Consider the following 21,632-nt stretch of genomic DNA (forward strand, 5'->3'; position numbering starts at 1 on the left):
CTTGTCAAAGAAAAAAAACTCGTTAATTTTGTTAATTCTATCTAGTTGAACTTCTTATCCGTTTTTAACGAGAACCTCGGCAGCGAAGTACATTTTAGAACTGCCCTTTATGAGTTGTAATCTTATCCATGTTTAAATTCTACAAAAAACAGAAATTTAAGCGCCTTCAGAGTACACTGATGACCGCATTTCTGGTGCTCAGTATCACACCTCTTACTATTACTGCGATCTTTTTCCTACAGTCCCACAGTAAAGATCTGCAAGAACAAAGCACCTCACATTTGTTGTCTGTTCGAGATACAAAACAACAGCAAATTATCGACTACTTTGAGGCGCGGGAAACCGAAGTCATGGGCTTTGTGCGCTCTGAACTGGCTTACGCCAGTGGTGGTCGATTCTACGGTCTCGTCAATGCTTTTAGTCGTTTAGGTAATGACATTGAAGAATCTCGTAAAAATGCCCAACAGCGCTACATTGAAGGCAGCGGAGATCAAATCAAAACGTCAACGTTACCCGAGTCTTCCAACTATGTCGGAAGTGAACGTTACCGACTCTTACATAAACGTTACCACTGGGCCTACTTGGAGCTCCTCAAGCGCTCTGATTTTAATGATATTTTGCTGGTCGATATCAACGGTAATGTCACCTACTCGATCAACAAAGACGATAACTACGGAACAAACTTATTATCAGGCCCCTACAAAGACTCAGCACTTGGCAAAACCTTCAAGCGTCTAGCTGATGACGTCACTGAACGCCGTAAGGTGAATGAAGACTACACCCCTGTGATTGTGTCTGATTTCGAACTGGAAGGTGGTAAACAAGTCGCTTGGTTAGGTGCTCCAATTGTTCAGCAAGGCTACCTACACAGCTATGCTATGTTCCGCTTACCAAATAATGGCATCACGAAGTTAGCCGCTGACGCCAACCGAGAGTCATCCATTAACACCTTACTGGTTGGAAATGATCACCAACCTCGCACAATTAACACCAAGCAAGATGACATTAAGAACAGCTTAGAAGTGATCGATAAAGCACTCTCTGGTGCATTTGGCGTCGGCACTTACACGAACGGTTTAGGTGAAGAGATCATCGCTGCTTATGCACCGATTGAAACGCGTGGTGTTATTTGGGCACTCGTCGTGCAATTACCTGAAAACGAAGCTTTCGCTCGTATTCATCAACTCGAAAAACTGTTTGTTATCGCCATGCTGATCGCCATCATTCTAGTGGTAATCGCTTCCCATTATTTATCAAATTTTATTACTTCTCCGTTGCTGAAGTTAACTTGGGCTGCCGAAAAAGTGTCTGCCGGAGATCTTGATGACACCACCTTTAATACGGTTCGCAAAGATGAAATTGGCCGTCTTGCGCTGAGTTTTGAACGAATGCAACGCTCTATTCGAGAGAAAATTCAAACCATTAAGAAGCAAAATGAAGAGCTCGAGAGCAACATACAGATCATTCAAAAACAAAATGATGAACTGCAATTGGCCGACAAACTTAAAGATGAGTTCTTAGCCACCACTTCTCATGAACTCCGCACACCATTGCACGGCATGGTCGGAATCGCTGAGACTTTAGCGTCCGGCGCTAACGGTGCTATTCCTGCTAGCCAAAAATATCAGCTTGATATCATCATTAAAAGTGGGCAACGTCTCGCAAACCTTGTTGATGACTTATTGGATTATCATAAAATGCGTTACGGAAGCATGGATATCCAGAAGTCAGCGGTGAGTTTAGCCAGTGCAACGCGACTGGTACTAGAGCTTTCCAGCCATTTACTCGGAAATAAAACCATCCGTATCATCAACCAAGTACCAGCGGATTTGAAAGTGGTGTCTGCCGATCCTCAACGCCTTGAACAAGTGTTATATAACCTGATCGGTAATGCGATTAAGTACACCTCAGAAGGTAAAATCGTTATCTCCGCCAATGTGGTTGATGATCATGTTCGTGTGCAAGTTGTGGATACTGGGCAAGGTATTCCCGCAGAACATCTTGAACATATTTTCGAACCACTTATCCAAGCAGGACAAGACGCAAGTCGCTATCGTCAAGGTGCGGGGCTCGGGCTTTCGATTAGCCGTCAATTGATTGAGTTGATGGGTGGCTCGTTATACGTCAGCAGCCAGCCTATGGTCGGCACCACCTTCAGTTTCACGTTACCACTTGCCAGTGAAGAAGAGATCCAAACAACTCAAACCCTTGCTGCGCACGGACACTTCCAGATTCCTGAAATCGATGTAGAGAACAGTGAAGACTTATCGCTGCCAGAGAATCCAGACGGCCCGTTATTGTATGTCGCTGACGATGAGCCAGTAAACCTGCGTGTGCTTGAGAGCTTCTTACGTATAGAGGGCTATCGCGTACGTACCGTCTCTGATGGGCCAGAAACATTAGCACTCGTTGAGCAGGAAAAACCGGAACTCCTATTATTGGATATCATGATGCCAGGCATGAGCGGCTATCAAGTCTGCAGTGAATTACGTGAAACTTATGATCATGCCGAGCTACCTATCATTATGCTCACCGCGCTTAGTCAAACAGAAGATCGTGTACGAGGCTTTGAAGCAGGAGCCAACGACTATTTGTCTAAGCCATTCAATAAACAAGAGCTAGCTGCACGCATCCAAGCGCACTTAACGGCAAGCCAAGCAGAAATGCGCCATATGGAGAATAAGATACTTGAATCTGAACTTCGCCAACGAGCGGCTGTAGAGGCAAGCTTATTAGAAACTCAAGGGCGATTGTTGGAACAACTGGAATCGGCTCCTGAAGCGATTATCTGTTTGCGTGAAGATAAACGTATCCGGTTTGCTAATGAAGCTGCTTGCAAGCTATTCAAGCGTAACTTAGAACAATTAAAACGTTCATCTGCCGATGAGTTGATTGCACCTAAGTATCTGACCGTCAAACAACCTCATTACTGTGGCAAGATTGATATCTATATTGAAGATATTCGTCAAAACATCGAAGCAGACATTCTTAAACTACCTGAAGGCTCAGGCTTAGATGTCATGTATATCTTTAATGTTGGCGGAGGAGCCAATGCCGCTCGCATACACAACCTAGAAACCGCAGTAGAGGTGCTTTCAAGTTATGCTTTTGATGGCGATAAAGACCAGCTGCAGAAGCTGAAAGAACTCGGTGGAGAGTTTACACGCCTTGCAGACAAAGCGCTTGGTAACAAAAAAGACAAACAAGAGCTAATGCGAGAAATTCTGGTCGACGCAATGACACATGCCTTAGAGTATTGGGAGTCAGTCACTGGTGAAAGTAAATTCGCATTTGCCGAACAAAGTGGCTTATGGCGCGTTTATCTTGACCGTAGCACTCTGCAAACACGCACTTTGGATAAATACATGCGTATAGAAACGCTGCCAAAAACGCCACGTTGGAGAACGGTATTGAGCTCGATAGAATTCATCCTTGAACACTGTAAAGAACAGAGTCCCGAGCGTGCATACATCGAAGCTCAACGAGATAAACTACAGCGACTGTTGACCAGCTAATACCTATCAAAAAACTAGCCCAGCGCATACGCTGGGCTTTTTATTATCCAAGCCTTCTCTTTCTCTAAAGACGAACAAGACAGCGACTCTCTACCGGTACCACATTAAAATGCCGAATAAGCCTCTGGACAAAGTTGTCCATGGTAGACATTCCAAACATACGCTTCTATCGATATAACCTACCCAAACTAGGTTGAATCGAGCGAATAAAACACTTCATTTTCACAATAAAAAAAGAGCAATAAATGAGAGAAAACTGTCGATAAAAGAGACTATTTTTCAGATAACAAACGGTTTTTAACCAACAATTGACAGAGATTGCGAACTCAATCACAACAGAACGGCAGATTAATTTTTAGCTAATTAATTAACACATTTTCTGCATGTGAGCGAGATCTCTGAACCAGGAAGAGAATCAGAAGGCTTTTATTTTAAATAGATTATAGGTTAGCAATCACTAACGCTTACTATTAACAAGGATATAAACTGCGACGCATATCAACGTTTATTTTTTGGTCTATCTCTAGTCAAAATTAGCCAAAATAACGTTTATAACGGAGAGTGACGATATTTTAACGTTTTTAACGAGAATCGAGTTTGATTATTTTATGGATAAGGTGTTTTCTTACTCCTGCCTAAGGCCTACAGGCCACTCTTGGCGAAACTCAATGTTGTAATGAGTAATGCATAAACAAGAGGTAGGTCTTGGAGAGTGTTTATCAATTGATGACATTCAATTCCATTTAGTGAAATGAAAGCAAATAGTAAGGAACAGCTATGCTTGCCAATATTAAAAAAACAGCACTAGCAACAGCAATTATTGCAACGGCTACTACAGGTTTTGCATCGGTAGCTACTGCGGCTGAACGCAGTGAACTGACTATCCACCCTAAAGAGTTTACAACTTTCGTTCGTAACTTTAACCCTTTCTTGGGTGCAACTAACCTGCACACAACAACCGACTTTATTTACGAGCCGCTCGTTGTTTTTAACGAAATGCACGGTAACACGCCAGTATTTCGTCTAGCAGAAAACTTTACCATGGCTGATGACCTAATGAGCGTGACCTTCGATATTCGTAAGGGCGTAAAATGGTCTGACGGCAAAGCGTTTACCGCTGATGACGTAGTTTATTCTTTCAACCTAGTTAAAGAGAAGCCAGAGCTAGACCAATCTGGTATCAACTCTTGGGTTACTGGCGTAGAGAAAGTTAACGACTACAAAGTTAAATTCCGTCTAAGCGAAGCAAACTCAAACGTTCCTTACGAAATTGCGAAAGTACCAGTTGTACCTAAGCACGTATGGAGCAAAGTGAAAGATCCTGCAACATTCACAAACGAAAATCCTGTAGGTAGTGGTCCATTTACCGAAATCGACACTTTTACACCGCAACTATACATTCAGTGTGAGAACCCGAATTACTGGGATGCTGATAACCTAGATGTAGACTGTCTACGAGTGCCACAAATCGCGAACAACGACCAATTCTTGGGCAAAATCGTTAACGGCGAAATGGACTGGACGTCTTCATTCGTACCAGACATCGACCGCACTTACGCTGCAGCAAGTCCGAATCACCACTACTGGTACCCACCAGCGGGTACTCAAGCGTTTGTAGTGAACTTCAAAAACCCAGACGCGGCGAAAAACGAAGCACTTACTAACGTTGACTTCCGTCGTGCGTTCTCTATGGCGCTAGACCGTCAAACGATTATCGACATTGCATTCTACGGTGGCGGTACAGTAAATGACTTCGCTTCAGGTCTAGGCTACGCATTCGAAGCTTGGTCTGACGAAGAGACGCACAACAAGTACAAAGGTTACAACACATATAACGCCGAAGGTGCGAAAAAGCTTCTTGCTAAAGCAGGCTTCAAAGATGTAAACAAAGATGGCTTTGTAGATACACCATCTGGCAAGTCTTTCGAGCTTCTCATTCAATCGCCAAACGGTTGGACTGACTTTAACAACACTGTACAACTAGCTGTTGAGCAACTAGCAGAAGTAGGCATTAAAGCACGTGCTCGTACTCCAGATTTCTCGGTATACAACCAAGCAATGCTAGAAGGTACATACGACGTTGCTTACACCAACTACTTCCACGGTGCGGATCCACACTTGTACTGGGACAGCGGCTACAACTCGAAGCTACAGTCTGGTGACGGTATGCCTCGCTTTGCAATGCACTTCTACAAGAACGATAAGTTAGACGGTCTTCTTAACAGCTTCTACAAAACCGCTGATAAGCAAGAACAGCTAGAAATCGCTCATGGTATCCAGAAGATCATTGCTCAGGACCAAGTAACCATTCCTGTGCTATCTGGCGCGTACATGTATCAATACAACACAACTCGCTTCACTGGTTGGTGGAACGAAGAAAATCCTAAGGGCCGTCCAAACATTTGGGCTGGTATCCCAGAGCGTCTACTTCACGTGCTGGACCTAAAACCAGTTAAATAAGTAGAAGTTCATTTCAAGCGGCATACATCCCGTGTGCCGCCTATAAAAATCCCTTGTTAACGAAACCAATATGTGGCGCTCGTCGTCAGGGGATTTTTCGCTCTAAATTTCGCTAGGAGCGACCTGAAACCAGAAACAGGGAAAAAATCTGGGTGAGTAAGGTGTGAGTTATGGGTTATTTTTTAAGACGTTTGTCGTTCTATCTTGTCGCGCTCTTAGTTGCAGCGACGTTAAACTTTATTATTCCGCGAGCAATGCCTGGTGACCCAGTTACCATGATGTTTGCTAATGCTTCAGTACAGGTGACGCCAGAACGAATCGCAGCAATGAAAGAACTGCTCGGTTTCGTTGATGGGCCGATTTACATTCAGTACTTCTCGTACATTAAAAACATTCTAAGTTGGGAATTGGGCACCTCAATCCAGTTCTACCCACTTTCAGTTAATTCTTTACTAGGTAGCGCATTTGGCTGGTCACTATTTCTAGCTGGTACTGCGGTTGTACTTTCTTTCTCCATCGCTTCTGTCCTTGGTATTTTTGCCGCCTGGAAGCGCGGTAGTAAGTACGATGCATTCGTAACGCCTGGTACATTGATCATTCAAGCTATTCCACAAATGGTTATCGCAATGTTAGCGCTGTTTACCTTTGCGATTGGCCTGAAATGGTTCCCATCTGGCTATGCTTACACGCCAGGTACTATTCCTGATTGGACAAGCTGGGAGTTCATCAAGAACCTGGGTTACCACGCTGTACTCCCTCTATTCTGTGCAACCATCGTTCAGATCGGCGGCTTCCTCGTCAATATGCGTAACAACATGATCAACCTTCTCGCCGAAGACTACATCACGATGGCGAAAGGCAAAGGGCTGAGCGAGAACCGTGTCGTCTTCAATTACGCCGCACGTAACGCGCTACTTCCAAGTGTAACCGCGCTATCTATGTCTTTGGGTATGGCCATTGGTGGTCAATTGATCATCGAGATGATTTTCAACTACCCAGGTTTAGGCACCGTGCTACTTAACGCAATTCACGCTCGTGACTACCAAGTACTTCAAGGTCAGTTAATTATCATGACGATGTTCATGCTGTGCTTCAACTTAATGGCTGACATGCTGTACATGATTCTAGACCCTCGCCTACGTACGGGAGGCAAATAATCATGAAAGAACTATTCAAACTTATTTTAGGTAACTCATTCGCTCGAATCGGTCTTGGTATTGTTACCGTATTCGTATTCGTTGCGATCGCAGCTCCTTTACTTACGAAACATGCGCCAGACAAGCGAACCGGTAATCCACACGAATACCCTAGCTTTGTCGTAAAACAAGCGCAAAATAATCCTGATGGCTGGGTAGCTAAAAATCTAGCAGATGATCGTCGTACGCTGATTATGTCGAAAAAGGCTGATCACGTTCTGGGAACTTCACGTATGGGTCGTGATATTTGGTCACAAGTGGCTTACGGTGCTCGCGTATCGCTAGGTGTCGGCTTTGGTGCTGGCATCATCGTATGTTTCCTAGCGACGGTCATTGGTATCTCGGCAGGTTACTTCGGCGGCAAAGTGGATGACATATTGAGTGCAGCGATGAACATCATGCTGGTAATCCCTCAATACCCATTGCTCTTTGTACTGGCAGCCTTTATTGGCGAAGCAGGTCCACTCACCATTGCCTTGATTATCGCTGGTACCTCTTGGGCGTGGGGCGCACGTGTTGTCCGTTCTCAAACCATGGCTCTACGCGAGAAAGAGTTTGTGAAAGCCGCTGAAGTATTGGGCGAGTCTTCATTCCGCATCATCTTCGTTGAAATTTTACCAAACCTAATCCCGATTGTCGGTGCAAGCTTCATCGGCTCAGTAATGCTCGCTATCAATACTGAGGCTGTAATCTCGTTCTTGGGCCTAGGCGATGCCAACACCATCAGTTGGGGCATCATGCTTTACAACGTGCAAACCTCATCAGCAATGTTGATTGGCGCATGGTGGGAAGTATTAGCACCTTGTATCGCCTTAACTCTTTTGGTGACTGGTCTTGCTCTACTTAACTTTGCCGTTGATGAAATTGCTAACCCACAGCTTCGTTCTCACAAAGGCATGAAACGTTGGAAGAAACTGGCAGAGAAAGACAAGAAAGAGCGCGCGCCTGAAATGGCACCACAAAATGCACTATGGAGCGGAGATAAATAATCATGACTGCACCACTAATTTCTATCCGTAACCTATGCGTAGATTACATCACAGATGCGGGCGATGTCCGCGCCTGTAACAACGTTAGCTTTGACATTGCGCCAGGTGAAGTCTTTGGCCTGGCAGGTGAATCTGGCTGTGGTAAATCCACAGTTGCTTTCTCGCTCATGCGTCTTCATAAGCCGCCAGCATTCATCACTGGTGGTGAGGTCATCTTCAACGGTGAAGACATCATTAAGTACAGCGATGAACGTATGCAATCATTCCGCTGGAGCGAGATGTCGATGGTGTTCCAAAGTGCAATGAACGCATTAAATCCGGTGCTTACGATGGAAGAGCAGTTTTGCGATGTCATCATGCGCCACACCAACATGACACGTGAACAAGCGAAAAAGCGCGCCGAAGGGTTGTTGGAAATCGTTGATATTCATCCAAGCCGCTTGAATGACTACCCACACCAATTTTCTGGTGGTATGCGCCAGCGCTTAGTCATTGCGATTGCTCTGGCTCTCAATCCAAAGATGATCATCATGGATGAGCCAACGACGGCACTCGATGTTGTGGTTCAGCGTGAAATCTTACAAAAGATCTATGCACTGAAAGAAGAGTTCGGCTTCTCGATCCTTTTCATCACTCACGACTTGTCACTCATGGTCGAGTTCTCGGATCGAATCGGCATTATGTACTCCGGTGAGTTGATTGAAGTCGCCCCTTCTAAGCAAATTCTGGAAAGTCCTTACCACCCTTACACCAAAGGTTTGGGTAGCTCTTTCCCTCCACTAACTGGTCCTAAAACCAAATTAACTGGTATTCCAGGCAACCCTTTGAACCTATTAGAGATTCCTCAAGGCTGCCGCTTCCAAGCTCGCTGCGACCGCGTCCACGAAGCTTGTACACGAGTACCAACTCAGCTGCGTCAAATTGAACCTGGTCGTTTTTCAAATTGCCACTTATACGGCGACACGATTGCTCAAGCTAAGGTTTAACAACAAAAAATAACGCTAGCTAAGAACAAAATTACACTGGAGAGAATTATGAGCAAACAACTCGGCGAACTGCTGATTGAGGGTAAACATGTCGTTAAGGACTTCCCTTTAAATAGTAACTCAATCAAGCAGTCAAAAATGCGCGCGATCAACGACGTGTCATTCAAGATGTACAAGAGCCGCGGTTTGTCAGTAGTAGGTGAATCAGGCTCTGGTAAATCTACTACCGCTAAAATGATAGCTAAAATGTACGCCCCTACCGAGGGTGTAATCGAATACAGAGGTCGTGATATCCAAGATATTACCTCTCGACATGACTTGATGACATACCGTGAAGGCGTACAAATGGTATGGCAGGACCCATTTGGTTCACTAAACCCTACACACAATATCTTTCACCACATTGCTCGCCCGTTGCTGATCCATAAAAAGATTGCACCAGGCAACAAAAAGGAACTGGAAGAACGTGTGTACGACCTACTAGAACAAGTTGGTCTGATTCCGCCAAAAGAAACCGCGCAAAAGTTCCCACATCAGCTGTCTGGCGGCCAGCGTCAACGTGTAAACCTAGCTCGTAACATCGCTGTAGGTGCAGAAGTGGTATTGGCAGATGAGCCAACATCAATGCTGGACGTGTCAATTCGTGCTGGTGTTCTTAACTTGATGGAAGAGATGAAGTTCGAGAAACAAATGTCTCTGCTTTACATCACTCACGACATCGCAACGGCGCGTTACATTGCTGAAGATCTCGCGGTTATGTACGTAGGTCACATGGTTGAATGGGGGGATACTGAGGAAATCATTCACGATCCTCAGCACCCATATACGCAACTCTTGGTATCTGCTGTGCCTGATCCATCGAAGTCTATCCACGAGAAGCTGAAAGGCAACAAAGGGGAAATCCCACTTTGGACACCGGATTCAGTCGGCTGCCCATTTGCAGGACGCTGCGTACACGCAACCGATAAATGTCGCGAACGACTACCAGGCGTCACTCAGCTTTCTGAGAACCACTTTGTTCGCTGTTACTTATTTGAAGATTAATTATAACGAGGGTCAGGTTCAGCCTGACCCATTCCTGTTTTATCGTTTCCCGGAGACATTGAATGCTGCTACTGACTAACCACATTGGTTATGAACATCTGGGCCCAAAGAAAGCCATTGTCCAGACCGAAAAACCACACTTGTCTTCTTACACTGCTCAATTGATTTGTGCCACTAGCGAGCAAACCGTGGCAACTTTTGCGGTTGAAGAACAAGGTAAAGTGGCGAACTGGCATCAGGGCTATTTCTACCTCATCGACTTTTCATCTTTCACAGATTCAGGCGACTATTTCCTGCAAGTGGAAGATACGCGCTCTTCCTCTTTCACCATTGGCGAACATATTCTGTTGGATCAAACTTTGTCGGATGTGATCCACTACTTCAAATCACAACGTTGTGGTGGAATTTTCGATCAACAAGATCGACAAGTTCCAGTGCTCAGCGCCAACCAAACGGTTGATGTACACGGAGGGTGGTACGACGCATCTGGAGACGTTAGCAAGTATTTAAGTCATCTTTCATACGCTAATTATTTGAACCCTCAACAAACCCCAATGGTGGTTTGGAACATCCTAAAAGGACTTTCATTGCTTGAAGGAAGCGAAGACATTGCAGCCTTCACACGTACACGTCTTATTGAAGAAGCCCTGTTCGGTGCAGACTTCCTTGTTCGTATGCAGAACGAAAAAGGCTTCTTCTACATGACGGTCTTTGATAAGTGGAGCAAAGATACTGCGCAACGAGAAATCTGTGCCTACGAAACGCAACTTGGTCACAAATTTGATGACTACCAAGCAGGCTTTCGACAAGGTGGCGGTGTCGCCATCGCAGCGCTGGCCGCGGCGTCGCGTTTAGGTGTTCACGGAGAATACGATCAACAGAAATACCGCAACGCTGCTGAAAATGGTTACTGGCACTTAAAAGAGCACAATACGCAATACCTCAATGATAGTGAAGAAAACATTATCGACGAATACTGTGCGCTACTAGCCAGTGTAGAACTGTTTAAAGCCACCAAAGAAACTCGCTACTTGGAAGAGAGCCGTTTGTGGGCACAACGCTTAGTTGCCCGCCAAATGAGCGACGAGCAGATTCAACACTTCTGGTCAACAAACGAAGACGGCAGTCGTCCATACTTTCACGCTGCCGAAGCAGGTCTACCCGTTATTGCCTTGTGCGAATATCTATCAATTGAAGACGACTCCGTACAGACAGAATCGGTAAAACGCATCGTTAACCGAGCGTGTGAGTTTGAGATCAATATATCGAATAAAGTGACCAACCCATTCGGTTACCCTCGCCAGTATGTTAAAGGCGTAAATGAGTCAAAACGCGATGCATTTTTTGTCGCACACAACAATGAATCCGGCTATTGGTGGCAAGGCGAGAATGCTCGATTGGGATCACTCGCGACCATGGCATATCTTGCTCAACCGCATATAGCATCGCAAGAAATACAGCAACAACTTTCCGTATTCGCTCAAGATGCATTGAACTGGATTGTAGGCTTAAACCCATATGACATGTGCATGCTTGATGGCCACGGTCGTAACAACCCTGATTACCTTCCTCAATATGGTTTCTTCAATGCTAAAGGCGGTGTGTGTAACGGAATCACTGGCGGCTTTGAAGACGAGGAAGACATCGCATTTAACCCACCAGCACAAAAAGACGACATGCTACAAAACTGGCGCTGGGGCGAACAGTGGATCCCGCATGGCGCTTGGTACTTACTCGCGATAATGAGTCAAGCTCAGCATATTTCTCAGTTGGCAACCTCTAAAAATATTAAGGAACAATAATCATGGGGATGTATTTTGTTGGTATCGATGGTGGCGGCACGTCATGTCGAGCTAGGATTAAAGATTCACAAGGTAATTTTCTTGGCGAGGCCAAAAGCGGCAGCGCCAACATAATGCTAGGCGCTGAAATTGCAATGGCTTCGATTCTTGAATCCATCACTTCGGCGGCCGAACAAGGCGGTCTGACACAACAAGATTTCGCATCGATGCACGTCGGCTTAGCCCTTGCAGGTGCTGAGCACAAAGCATCTTGGCAAGCCTTCATGTCTCTTCCTCATCCGTTTGCCAGTATGACTCTTAATACTGATGCTTACGGCGCGTGCGTTGGTGCACACAATGGCGAAGATGGCGCAATCATGATCGCAGGAACGGGCTCTTGTGGCATCTACCTTAAAGGGTTGGAGCAGCACGTTGTCGGTGGTCGCGAATTCCCTATTTCGGACCAAGGTGGCGGCGCAGTGATGGGGCTTCGCCTAGTTCAACAAGTTTTGTTAGCAGAAGATGGCATCAGAGAGAAAACGCCTCTAGCACAACACGTCATGGCGTATTTCGAAAATGACGTTGATAACGTGGTGGCTTGGTCTAAACAAGCGCTTCCTCGTGATTATGGGCAGTTTTCTCCTGCAATTTTCCAACATGCAGAACAAGGTGATGCACTAGCAATTGAGATGCTGAAGCAAACTGCAGCTGATATAGAAATGTTTCTCGTGGCATTAAACAAGCGCGGCGCAACGCGTATTTGTTTAATGGGCAGCATTGCTGAACGTATTTCACGTTGGCTTTCGCCCCCCGTTCAGCAATGGGTTGTTGAGCCACAGTTTGACGCGATTGAAGGCGCAATTATGTTTGCAGGTAAACCTGAACATAACCTTTACGCGCTCAGTGCGGCGTAGGAGTAGATATGGAATATCGTGTTGATCTCGTTGTCCTATCAGAACAAAAGCAAAACTGCCGTTTCGGACTGACTTTCCATAATTTGAGCGATCAAGATCTCCACAATTGGAGCCTGATTTTTGCTTTTGATCGCTACATTCTGCCGGATAGTATTTCGAATGGTCAGCTCAAGCAAATTGGCAGCTACTGCACCCTCAAACCAGAAGGGTTGGTGCTGGCAGCTAACCATCATTTTTACTGCGAGTTCAGTATTGGTTCAAACCCATTCCGTTACTATTCTGATGGATTCAATGAAGCCTTGGTCAACTTTGAAGTCAACGGCAACCTTCAGCGAGCTCAAGTCGATGTCACGCCGATCGTATTGGCTTCACCGTACCGTGAACGTAGTGAGATCCCTTCCAGCTTGACGCATGCGCAGCCTTTATTGCCAAAACCAAATCATATAGAAGTCAGCGATCACTGCTTTAGCTTTAATCATCACGCTGGCGTTGCAGTTTATTCAAACCTAGCCAATTCAGCTAAAGAGTGGTTACTTGAAGAGCTTAAGCGCATTCATCAATTTGAGTTCACATCAGACAATGGCAGTCAGATCATCTTCAAAGGCAACCCAACCTTGGATGAAGGCGCTTACAAACTGAAGGCAGCAGAAGAGTCGATCAAAATTGAAGCAGGATCTTCGTCTGGCTTTACCCATGCTTGTGCAACGTTATTGCAACTGATCAAAGTTGGCGATCAACCGAATTCCATGGAAGTGGTTTGCTGTTCAATCAAAGACAGACCGCGCTTTCGTTACCGCGGTATGATGCTAGATTGTGCTCGCCATTTTCACTCCGTTGAGCAAGTCAAACGTTTGATCAACCAGTTGGCTCACTACAAGTTCAATACATTCCATTGGCACCTTACCGATGATGAAGGTTGGCGAATTGAGATCAAATCATTGCCTCAACTAACCGATATTGGTGCATGGCGTGGGCTGGATGAAACCAATGAGCCACAGTACACGCACCTTGCTGAGCGTTACGGCGGTTTTTACACTCAAGAAGACATCAAAGACGTGGTTGCATTTGCTTCTAAACGAGGCATCACTGTTATCCCTGAAATCGATGTACCAGGCCACTGCCGAGCTGCCATCAAGTCGTTACCACACCTATTGGTAGAAGCAGAAGATACCACCGAATACCGCAGCATTCAGCATTACAACGACAACGTCATTAACCCAGCTCTGCCGGGGAGCTATGAGTTTATCGACAAAGTGCTGGAAGAAGTCTCCGCGTTGTTCCCTGCCCCTTATGTTCATATCGGTGCGGATGAAGTACCGAACGGCGTGTGGTCAAAAAGCCCAGCGTGCCAAGCCCTAATGGAGCAACAAGGTTACAGCGACTACAAAGAGTTGCAAGGGCACTTCTTGCGTCATGCCGAAGACAAACTTCGTAAATTGGGCAAACGCATGCTGGGCTGGGAAGAAGCACAACATGGCGACAAAGTCAGCAAAGACACAGTGATCTATTCGTGGTTAAGCGAAGAAGCGGCATTGAACTGCGCGCGCCAAGGTTTCGATGTGGTGCTACAACCGGCACAAACCACCTACCTAGATATGACCCAAGACTACGCACCAGAAGAACCGGGCGTGGATTGGGCCAACCCGTTGCCGCTAGAAAAAGCTTACAACTATGAACCACTCGCTGAAGTGCCAGCCGACGATCCAATACGCAAACGCATTTGGGGCATTCAAACAGCATTGTGGTGCGAAATCATCAACAACCAGTCTCGTATGGACTACATGGTCTTCCCGCGCTTAACCGCAATGGCAGAAGCATGTTGGACAGACAAACAACACCGAGACTGGACCGACTATTTATCACGTTTGAAAGGACACCTACCGCTGCTTGATTTGCAGGGAGTGAATTACCGTAAACCGTGGAAGTAATACAGAGCTGATGTAGAAGCATCACGCTTGAAGAGTTTTTAAATTTTGGCTGCAGACGCAGCTTTGTAAAAAGGAAATACACAAATGAAATACGGCTATTTCGATAACGAGAATCGTGAATACGTCATTACTCGCCCTGATGTACCTGCTCCTTGGACCAACTACCTAGGTACAGAAAAATTCTGTACCGTTATCTCGCATAACGCGGGGGGCTACTCGTTCTACAACTCTCCAGAATACAACCGTGTTACTAAATTCCGTCCAAACGCGACATTCGATCGCCCAGGACACTACGTTTACCTACGTGATGATGAGACGGGTGATTACTGGTCAATCTCTTGGCAACCAGTCGCCAAAAGCCTAGACGAAGCGAACTATGAAGTTCGTCATGGTTTGTCATACTCTAAGTTCAAGTGTGAATACAGCGGTATTAGCGCAACCAAAACGCTCTTTGTACCAAAAGGCGAAGACGCGGAAATTTGGGATGTGGTCATCAAGAACACCTCTGACAAACCGCGTACGATCAGTGCATTCTCATTTGTTGAGTTCTCATTCAGCCACATTCAATCTGATAACCAAAACCACCAGATGTCTCTCTACTCTGCTGGTACTTCATACAACGAAGGTGTGATTGAATACGACCTGTACTACAACACTAACGATTTCGAAGGCTTCTACTACCTAGCATCAACGTTTGATCCAGATTCATACGACGGTCAACGTGATAGCTTCCTAGGTCTATACCGCGACGAAGCAAACCCACTAGCAGTAGAACAAGGTAAGTGTTTTAACACCGCACAAACGTGTTACAACCACTGTGGCTCTCTGCACAAGCAATTTACTATCCAACCAGGAGAAGAAGTTCGCTTTGCTTACATTCTAGGTATCGGTAAAGGCAACGGTGAACGTCTGCGTGCTAAGTACCAAGACCTTGCAGAAGTCGACAATGCATTTGCTGGCATCAAAGCACACTGGGATGAGCGTTGTGGCAAGTTCCAAGTGAAATCGCCAAACGAAGGCCTAGACACCATGATCAATGCTTGGACGCTATACCAAGCAGAAACGTGTGTAGTTTGGTCTCGCTTTGCTTCGTTCATTGAGGTCGGCGGGCGTACTGGTCTTGGTTACCGTGACACCGCGCAGGATGCGATTTCCGTACCACATGCAAACCCAGCGATGACACGCAAGCGCATTGTGGACCTACTACGCGGCCAAGTAAAAGCGGGTTACGGCCTACACCTATTCGATCCTGATTGGTTCGATCCTGAAAAAGCAGATGTTAAACCATCTAAGTCTCCAACAGTTGTTCCTACTCCGTCCGATGAAGATAAGATCCACGGTATTGAAGACACTTGCTCTGATGATCACCTATGGCTAGTACCAACCATCTGTAAATACGTGATGGAAACCGGTGAGCACAGCTTCTTCGACGAAGTGATTCCTTACGCGGATGGTGGTGATGCAACCGTGTATGACCACATGAAAGCTGCGCTAGACTTCTCTGCTGAATACGTGGGTCAAACGGGCATCTGTAAAGGTCTACGTGCCGACTGGAACGACTGTCTAAACCTAGGTGGCGGCGAGTCTTCAATGGTGTCTTTCCTGCACTTCTGGGCGCTACAAGAGTTCATCGACCTTGCAAAATACCTAGGCAAAGACGCTGACGTTGAGAAGTACACCGAGATGGCGGCAAACGTGCGTGAAGCGTGTGAAACACACCTTTGGGACGAAGAAGGCGGCTGGTATATCCGTGGTCTAACGAAAAATGGCGACAAGATCGGTACTGCGCAGCAAAAAGAAGGTCGTGTACACCTTGAGTCAAACACGCTAGCGGTTCTGTCTGGCGCGGTTTCTCAAGAGCGCGGTGAAAAGGCAATGGACGCGGTCGACGAGAACCTCTTCTCTGAGTACGGCCTTCACCTAAACTCACCATCTTTTGCAACACCGAATGATGATATCGGCTTCGTAACTCGCGTTTACCAAGGCGTAAAAGAGAACGGTGCAATCTTCTCGCATCCAAACCCATGGGCTTGGGTAGCTGAAGCGAAACTGGGTCGTGGTGACCGTGCAATGAAATTCTACGATGCACTAAACCCATACAACCAGAACGACATCATCGAAAAACGTATTGCAGAACCATACTCATACGTTCAGTTCATTATGGGTCGTGACCACCAAGACCACGGTCGTGCAAACCACCCATGGTTAACAGGTACATCTGGCTGGGCTTACTTCGCTGTTACCAACTTTATCCTTGGTGTGCGTACCGGCTTCGATGGTCTGACTATCGATCCATGTATCCCAACGGACTGGCCGGGCTTCGAAGTGACTCGCCAATGGCTAGGTGCAACTTACAACATCAAAGTCGTTAACCCAGACTCAGTAAGCAAAGGCGTGAAGTCGATTACTGTGAACGGTAAAGCAGTAAATGGTGCCTCTGTACCAGTTCAAGCGGAAGGTTCAGTAAACGAAGTGATCGTAACACTAGGTTAATCGCTTAAAAATGCCCCAATGCACTTTTGCTCTTTAGCTTGTGCATTGGGCTCGCTAGCAAAATTTTAAGGCGCGGTGTATTGCCGCCCTTATTGAGGTTCGAATCATGATCAAATTTGGTACAGGCGGTTGGCGCGCATTCATCGGTGAAGAATTCACTAAAGATAATGTTCGTTTGGTTGCTCAAGCAGTTGCAAACATTACGAATAACGAATCTGTTGCTGATCGCGGCTTTGTCATTGGCTATGACCGACGTTTTCTGTCTGACAAAGCTGGCCGTTGGTTTGCCGAAGTTTTAGCAGCAAACGGCATCGTCGTTAGCTTTATCGATAAGTTTGTTCCAACGCCTATCGTAATGTTTAAAGCGAAGGAAATGGGCTGCGCTTACTCTGCATGTATTACGGCATCGCACAACCCGGCCGATTACAACGGCATTAAAGTCTTCATTGAAGGCGGTCGTGATGCAGATGAAATCATCACCCAAAAAATCGAATCACAAATCGATACGCTCACTGCACAAAATGTAAAAAGTGTCGATTTTGAACAAGCGGTTGAAGATAAGCTGATTCAAATTATCAACCCGATGAACGAATTCGTAGATTCGATCATTAACTTTATTGATATCGAGTCGATCAAAAAAGCCAACCTACGCGTTTTGATTGACCCGATGTTCGGTGTTGCAAAAAATGCGCTGCAAACCGTATTAATCAATGGCCGCTGTGACGTTGATGTGATTAACGATGGAAAAAACCCAGACTTCGGTGGGTTAATGCCTTCGCCAAGTGCTGCAACACTCTACCGTTTGATGCACCTAGTAAAAGAGCAAGGTTACGATATTGGCATCGGTACCGATGGCGATGCGGACCGTCTTGGTATTATTGACGAAAAAGGTAACTTCATTCATCCGAATGAAGTCCTGATTCTACTTTATTATTACTTATTGGAGTACAAAGGTTGGACAGGTTCCGTGGTACGTAACATCGCGACGACTCATCTTCTCGATAAAATTGCTGAAGACCACGGTGAAAAATGCTTTGAGGTACCAGTAGGCTTTAAGCACATCAGCTCTCAAATGGAAGCGGATGACTCACTGATTGGTGGGGAAAGCTCTGGCGGCCTAACCATTCGCGGCCACATCAAAGGTAAAGATGGCGTCTTCGCGTCTAGCTTGTTAGTTGAAATGATTTCAGTAACCGGCAAGAAGCTGTCTGAGTTGCTAGATGAAATCTACGGTAAGTATGGCTATGCCTACATGGCAGAAGGTGATTGCAAGTTCAAACCGGCGCAAAAAGAGGTACTGTTCAACAAAATTTATATTGAAAAGCAGTTGCCTGAGTTTGAGTTTGAAATCGAAAAAGTCAGCTATGAAGATGGTGCGAAAGTCTACTTCAAGAACGGCGGTTGGATCATCGCACGCTTCTCTGGTACTGAGCCGTTACTACGTATTTTTGCAGAAATGCAAGATAAGGACACTGCGGAACGTGTTCTTCAACAGTTTAAAGACTTCTTATCTTTATAACTGACCTTGTGCCCGCTTCGAGCACTTCGGCTACGCTTGTCATGTAATTCAAGCTGTCGCTAAGGGGAAGAATACTTGCCCGGCATCACTGCCGGGCTTTTTTATTGTGTGTAGGCAGGCATAAGAGAATAGTAAAGGTACCCAGTAACGTTATGCGAATGCCAGCACGCCCTGCGTTTCAATTTTCACAGCAACAGACTCACCAATATTTAATGCCTGCGATGCTGTAGCCAACAAACGGTCGCCATTCGCATCAATCACGTAACGGCAGTGGTCGCCCATAAAGTGCTGCTCCAGCACCGTTACTGAGCTCTCTTCATCGGATTGAATTTGTACATGTTGCGGCCTTAGCAACAAAGAGCATTCAGACTGCACTGGGATCTCTTGTTGGGCTGTGGCTTCAACCACACCCAAGTGGGTTTCATATTCTGAATCCGAAACTCGTTTAGCGGCCAGGTAGCTACCACCACCTAAGAAATCCGCAACAAACTTACTTGAGGGCTGGTAGTAAAGCTCAGATGCCGTGCCATATTGCTCGATAACACCATTGTTCATCACTGCCATTTTATCAGCGAAGGCAAAAGCCTCTTCACGGCTATGCGTAACAAAAATGGCAGTCACGCCTTGCGCCTTAAAAATCTTACGGATCTCACTTATCAACTCATGGCGAACTTGCGTATCAATATTAGAGAACGGCTCATCCAGCAACAATAAGTCTGGGCTGTAAGCTAATGAGCGAGCAATCGCAACACGCTGCTGCTGTCCTCCAGACAATTGATGAGGATAACGATCGCCATAGCCTTGCAAATGCACGAGCTCGAGCATCTCTTGGACTTTGCCATTTTTCTCTTTTGTCGAGTAATGCTTTAAGCCAAAGGCAATATTTTGCTCCACCGTCAGGTGAGGAAAAAGCGCATAATCTTGGAAAATCATCCCGATATTACGCTGTTCTGGTGGCAACCAGTTCTCCCCATCATCAATCGTGACGCAATTTAAGCTCATTTCGCCTGACGTTAACGGCAATAATCCCGCAACGGCTTTTAATAGTGTTGTTTTTCCGCAACCACTTGCACCTAGTAAACAGACAATTTGCCCTTGCTCCACCTCAAGAGACAATGATTCGAGTACGGTTTGATCATCATATTGGCAAGTTAGGTTTTTAATTGATAATGCGCAGCTCATCAGTGATTTTGCTCCAGTGAACGGTTAACAACAACAAGCGGGATCAACCCAACAAGAACCAACAGAACCGCAGGCAAAGCGGCCAATTCTAAATGCTCATCCGAGGCGAAGTTATAAACGTATGTGGCTAGTGTTTCAAAGTTAAATGGACGAAGTAATAGAGCCGCATTGAGCTCTTTCATCGACTCGATAAACACTAACAGAGCCGCAATCAGTGCACCACGTTTAACCAGCGGAAAGTGCACACGCCACAGCATGGCATTAGGCTTACAACCCATGGTGCGAGACGCCATATCTAACGAAGGCGAAATTTTATTTAAATTACTTTCGATACTACCAATCGCCACCGCTGAAAAGCGCACAACCATGGCAAAAACCAGGGCGAACATGGAGCCAGAAAAAATAAGTCCCGGTCTTCCCCACTCCATGGCTTTAGCAAGGTCGTTGACGCGGTGATCCATAAATAGTACTGCGACCATCACACCAATCGCTAATACGGTTCCTGGCACTGCATACCCCATCGAAGAAAGACGCATAAATGCCAAGCTTTCGCGCTTGCCATTGACGCGATGGGTAAAGTTAACGATCAGTGCGACAGCAACACCAATAATGGCGGCAATAACCGACACGACCAAACTATTCCATGCGTATTCACGAAACTCGGGGGTCCAACTCTGCGCAAAGTAAGTTATCGCATAATCAATCAGCTGTAGTAATGGCAAAATAAACGCGACCGAAACCAAGCCCCAACACCAAACCAGCGCGGTCCACTTTTTCCAGCCCATCAACTCATAACGAAAATCTTCGTGACTGTTAAATTGGCTTTGAAAAAGCTTTTGTTTACGACGACTGTAGCGTTCGGCACTGAGGAGCAGTACTACAATGACAAGCATCATGGCTGAAATCTTGGCTGCTGCATTAAGATTAGAGTACCCCAACCAAGTATCGTAGACCGCTGTGGTTAACGTATTCACAGCGAAGTAACTTACAGTACCAAAGTCACCGATGGTCTCCATTGCGACCAGCGACAAACCCACAGCGATAGAAGGTCGCACTAGTGGCATCGAGATGCGCCAAAAGCTTTCCCATGGAGAGCACTTGAGCAAACGCGCGCTTTGCAACAAAGAGACATTTTGCTCCATAAATGCAGCTCGACACAGCAAATACACGTAAGGGTACAGCACTAAAGCCAACACAAAGGTCGCGCCAGGCAAGGTGCGAATATCAGGGAACCAATACTCGCCAGGTCCCCATCCGGTTACATCACGCAAAAAGATCTGAATTGGACCAGCAAAATCAAACCAATCAGTAAAAATATAACCAATGATATAACCTGGCATCGCAAGAGGTAACACCAATGCCCACTGCAACCATTTTTCGGTCGGCAGTTTACACATGGCCATTATCCAAGCGCTTGGTATACCAAGAATTAAGGACAACACCATTACGCCAATAGTGAGCGCAACCGTGTTAAAAATATAAGTCGGCATGACTGTCGCCATTAAATGGGCAAACAAATCATCCGTTTCACCAATTGCGGTGTAGAAGATCGCTAAGATCGGCAAAACCAGTAACAGAGTTATTACCCCACTACTGGTTTTCCATAAAGAGTGTTTATCTTTCAT

At 45.9% G+C, this 21,632-nt stretch carries 13 protein-coding genes; 11 read left to right on the forward strand and 2 right to left on the reverse strand.

Translation table 11 applies throughout. The features are described 5' to 3' along the window. Positions 1-128: 128 nt before the first annotated feature. The 11 genes from ACHFJ9_RS19800 to ACHFJ9_RS19850 all read left to right on the forward strand — a co-directional run bounded on the left by ACHFJ9_RS19800 (position 129) and on the right by ACHFJ9_RS19850 (position 18,825). Entirely contained in the window at positions 129-3,515 is a 3,387-nt protein-coding gene (locus ACHFJ9_RS19800) for a response regulator (protein WP_395356045.1), read from the forward strand. Between the two features lie 777 nt (positions 3,516-4,292). Next, positions 4,293-5,975 (forward strand): ABC transporter substrate-binding protein, encoded by a 1,683-nt coding sequence (locus ACHFJ9_RS19805; protein WP_005394703.1) that lies wholly within the window; start codon positions 4,293-4,295, stop codon positions 5,973-5,975. A 170-nt stretch (positions 5,976-6,145) separates the two neighbouring features. Continuing rightward, complete coding sequence (locus ACHFJ9_RS19810) at positions 6,146-7,132, forward strand: ABC transporter permease (RefSeq protein ID WP_237308309.1); 987 nt, start codon at positions 6,146-6,148, stop codon at positions 7,130-7,132. A 2-nt stretch (positions 7,133-7,134) separates the two neighbouring features. Next, entirely contained in the window at positions 7,135-8,160 is a 1,026-nt protein-coding gene (locus ACHFJ9_RS19815; RefSeq protein ID WP_005394707.1) for an ABC transporter permease, read from the forward strand. Positions 8,161-8,162: 2 nt separating this feature from the next. Then, on the forward strand, positions 8,163-9,146 hold the full coding sequence (locus ACHFJ9_RS19820; protein WP_005394709.1) for an ABC transporter ATP-binding protein: 984 nt from the start codon (positions 8,163-8,165) through the stop codon (positions 9,144-9,146). A 48-nt stretch (positions 9,147-9,194) separates the two neighbouring features. Then, positions 9,195-10,190 (forward strand): ABC transporter ATP-binding protein, encoded by a 996-nt coding sequence (locus ACHFJ9_RS19825; protein WP_005394711.1) that lies wholly within the window; start codon positions 9,195-9,197, stop codon positions 10,188-10,190. A gap of 62 nt (positions 10,191-10,252) precedes the next feature. Continuing rightward, a complete protein-coding gene (locus tag ACHFJ9_RS19830) occupies positions 10,253-11,992 on the forward strand; it encodes a glycoside hydrolase family 9 protein (protein WP_395356049.1) in 1,740 nt (579 codons plus the stop codon). A gap of 2 nt (positions 11,993-11,994) precedes the next feature. Continuing rightward, on the forward strand, positions 11,995-12,885 hold the full coding sequence (locus ACHFJ9_RS19835) for a BadF/BadG/BcrA/BcrD ATPase family protein (RefSeq protein ID WP_395356051.1): 891 nt from the start codon (positions 11,995-11,997) through the stop codon (positions 12,883-12,885). An 8-nt stretch (positions 12,886-12,893) separates the two neighbouring features. Beyond that, on the forward strand, positions 12,894-14,813 hold the full coding sequence (locus ACHFJ9_RS19840) for a beta-N-acetylhexosaminidase (protein WP_395356053.1): 1,920 nt from the start codon (positions 12,894-12,896) through the stop codon (positions 14,811-14,813). 84 nt (positions 14,814-14,897) lie between these two features. Next, a complete protein-coding gene (locus tag ACHFJ9_RS19845) occupies positions 14,898-17,306 on the forward strand; it encodes a GH36-type glycosyl hydrolase domain-containing protein (protein ID WP_395356055.1) in 2,409 nt (802 codons plus the stop codon). Between the two features lie 106 nt (positions 17,307-17,412). Then, positions 17,413-18,825, forward strand: coding sequence for a phosphoglucomutase/phosphomannomutase family protein (locus ACHFJ9_RS19850; protein WP_395356057.1), 1,413 nt, complete (start codon positions 17,413-17,415; stop codon positions 18,823-18,825). A gap of 150 nt (positions 18,826-18,975) precedes the next feature. On the opposite strand, the gene ACHFJ9_RS19855 is transcribed toward ACHFJ9_RS19850, so the two are convergent. Both ACHFJ9_RS19855 and ACHFJ9_RS19860 read right to left on the reverse strand, forming a co-directional pair. Then, positions 18,976-20,007 carry an ABC transporter ATP-binding protein gene (locus tag ACHFJ9_RS19855; protein ID WP_005396732.1) on the reverse strand — a complete coding sequence of 344 codons (1,032 nt, stop codon included), beginning with the start codon at positions 20,005-20,007 and terminating at the stop codon, positions 18,976-18,978. Beyond that, positions 20,007-21,632 (reverse strand): ABC transporter permease, encoded by a 1,626-nt coding sequence (locus ACHFJ9_RS19860; RefSeq protein ID WP_395356060.1) that lies wholly within the window; start codon positions 21,630-21,632, stop codon positions 20,007-20,009. The genes ACHFJ9_RS19855 and ACHFJ9_RS19860 overlap by 1 nt, the downstream gene beginning before the upstream one ends.

This window comes from Vibrio sp. D3 (genome assembly GCF_043995865.1).
GTDB lineage: Bacteria > Pseudomonadota > Gammaproteobacteria > Enterobacterales > Vibrionaceae > Vibrio > Vibrio diabolicus.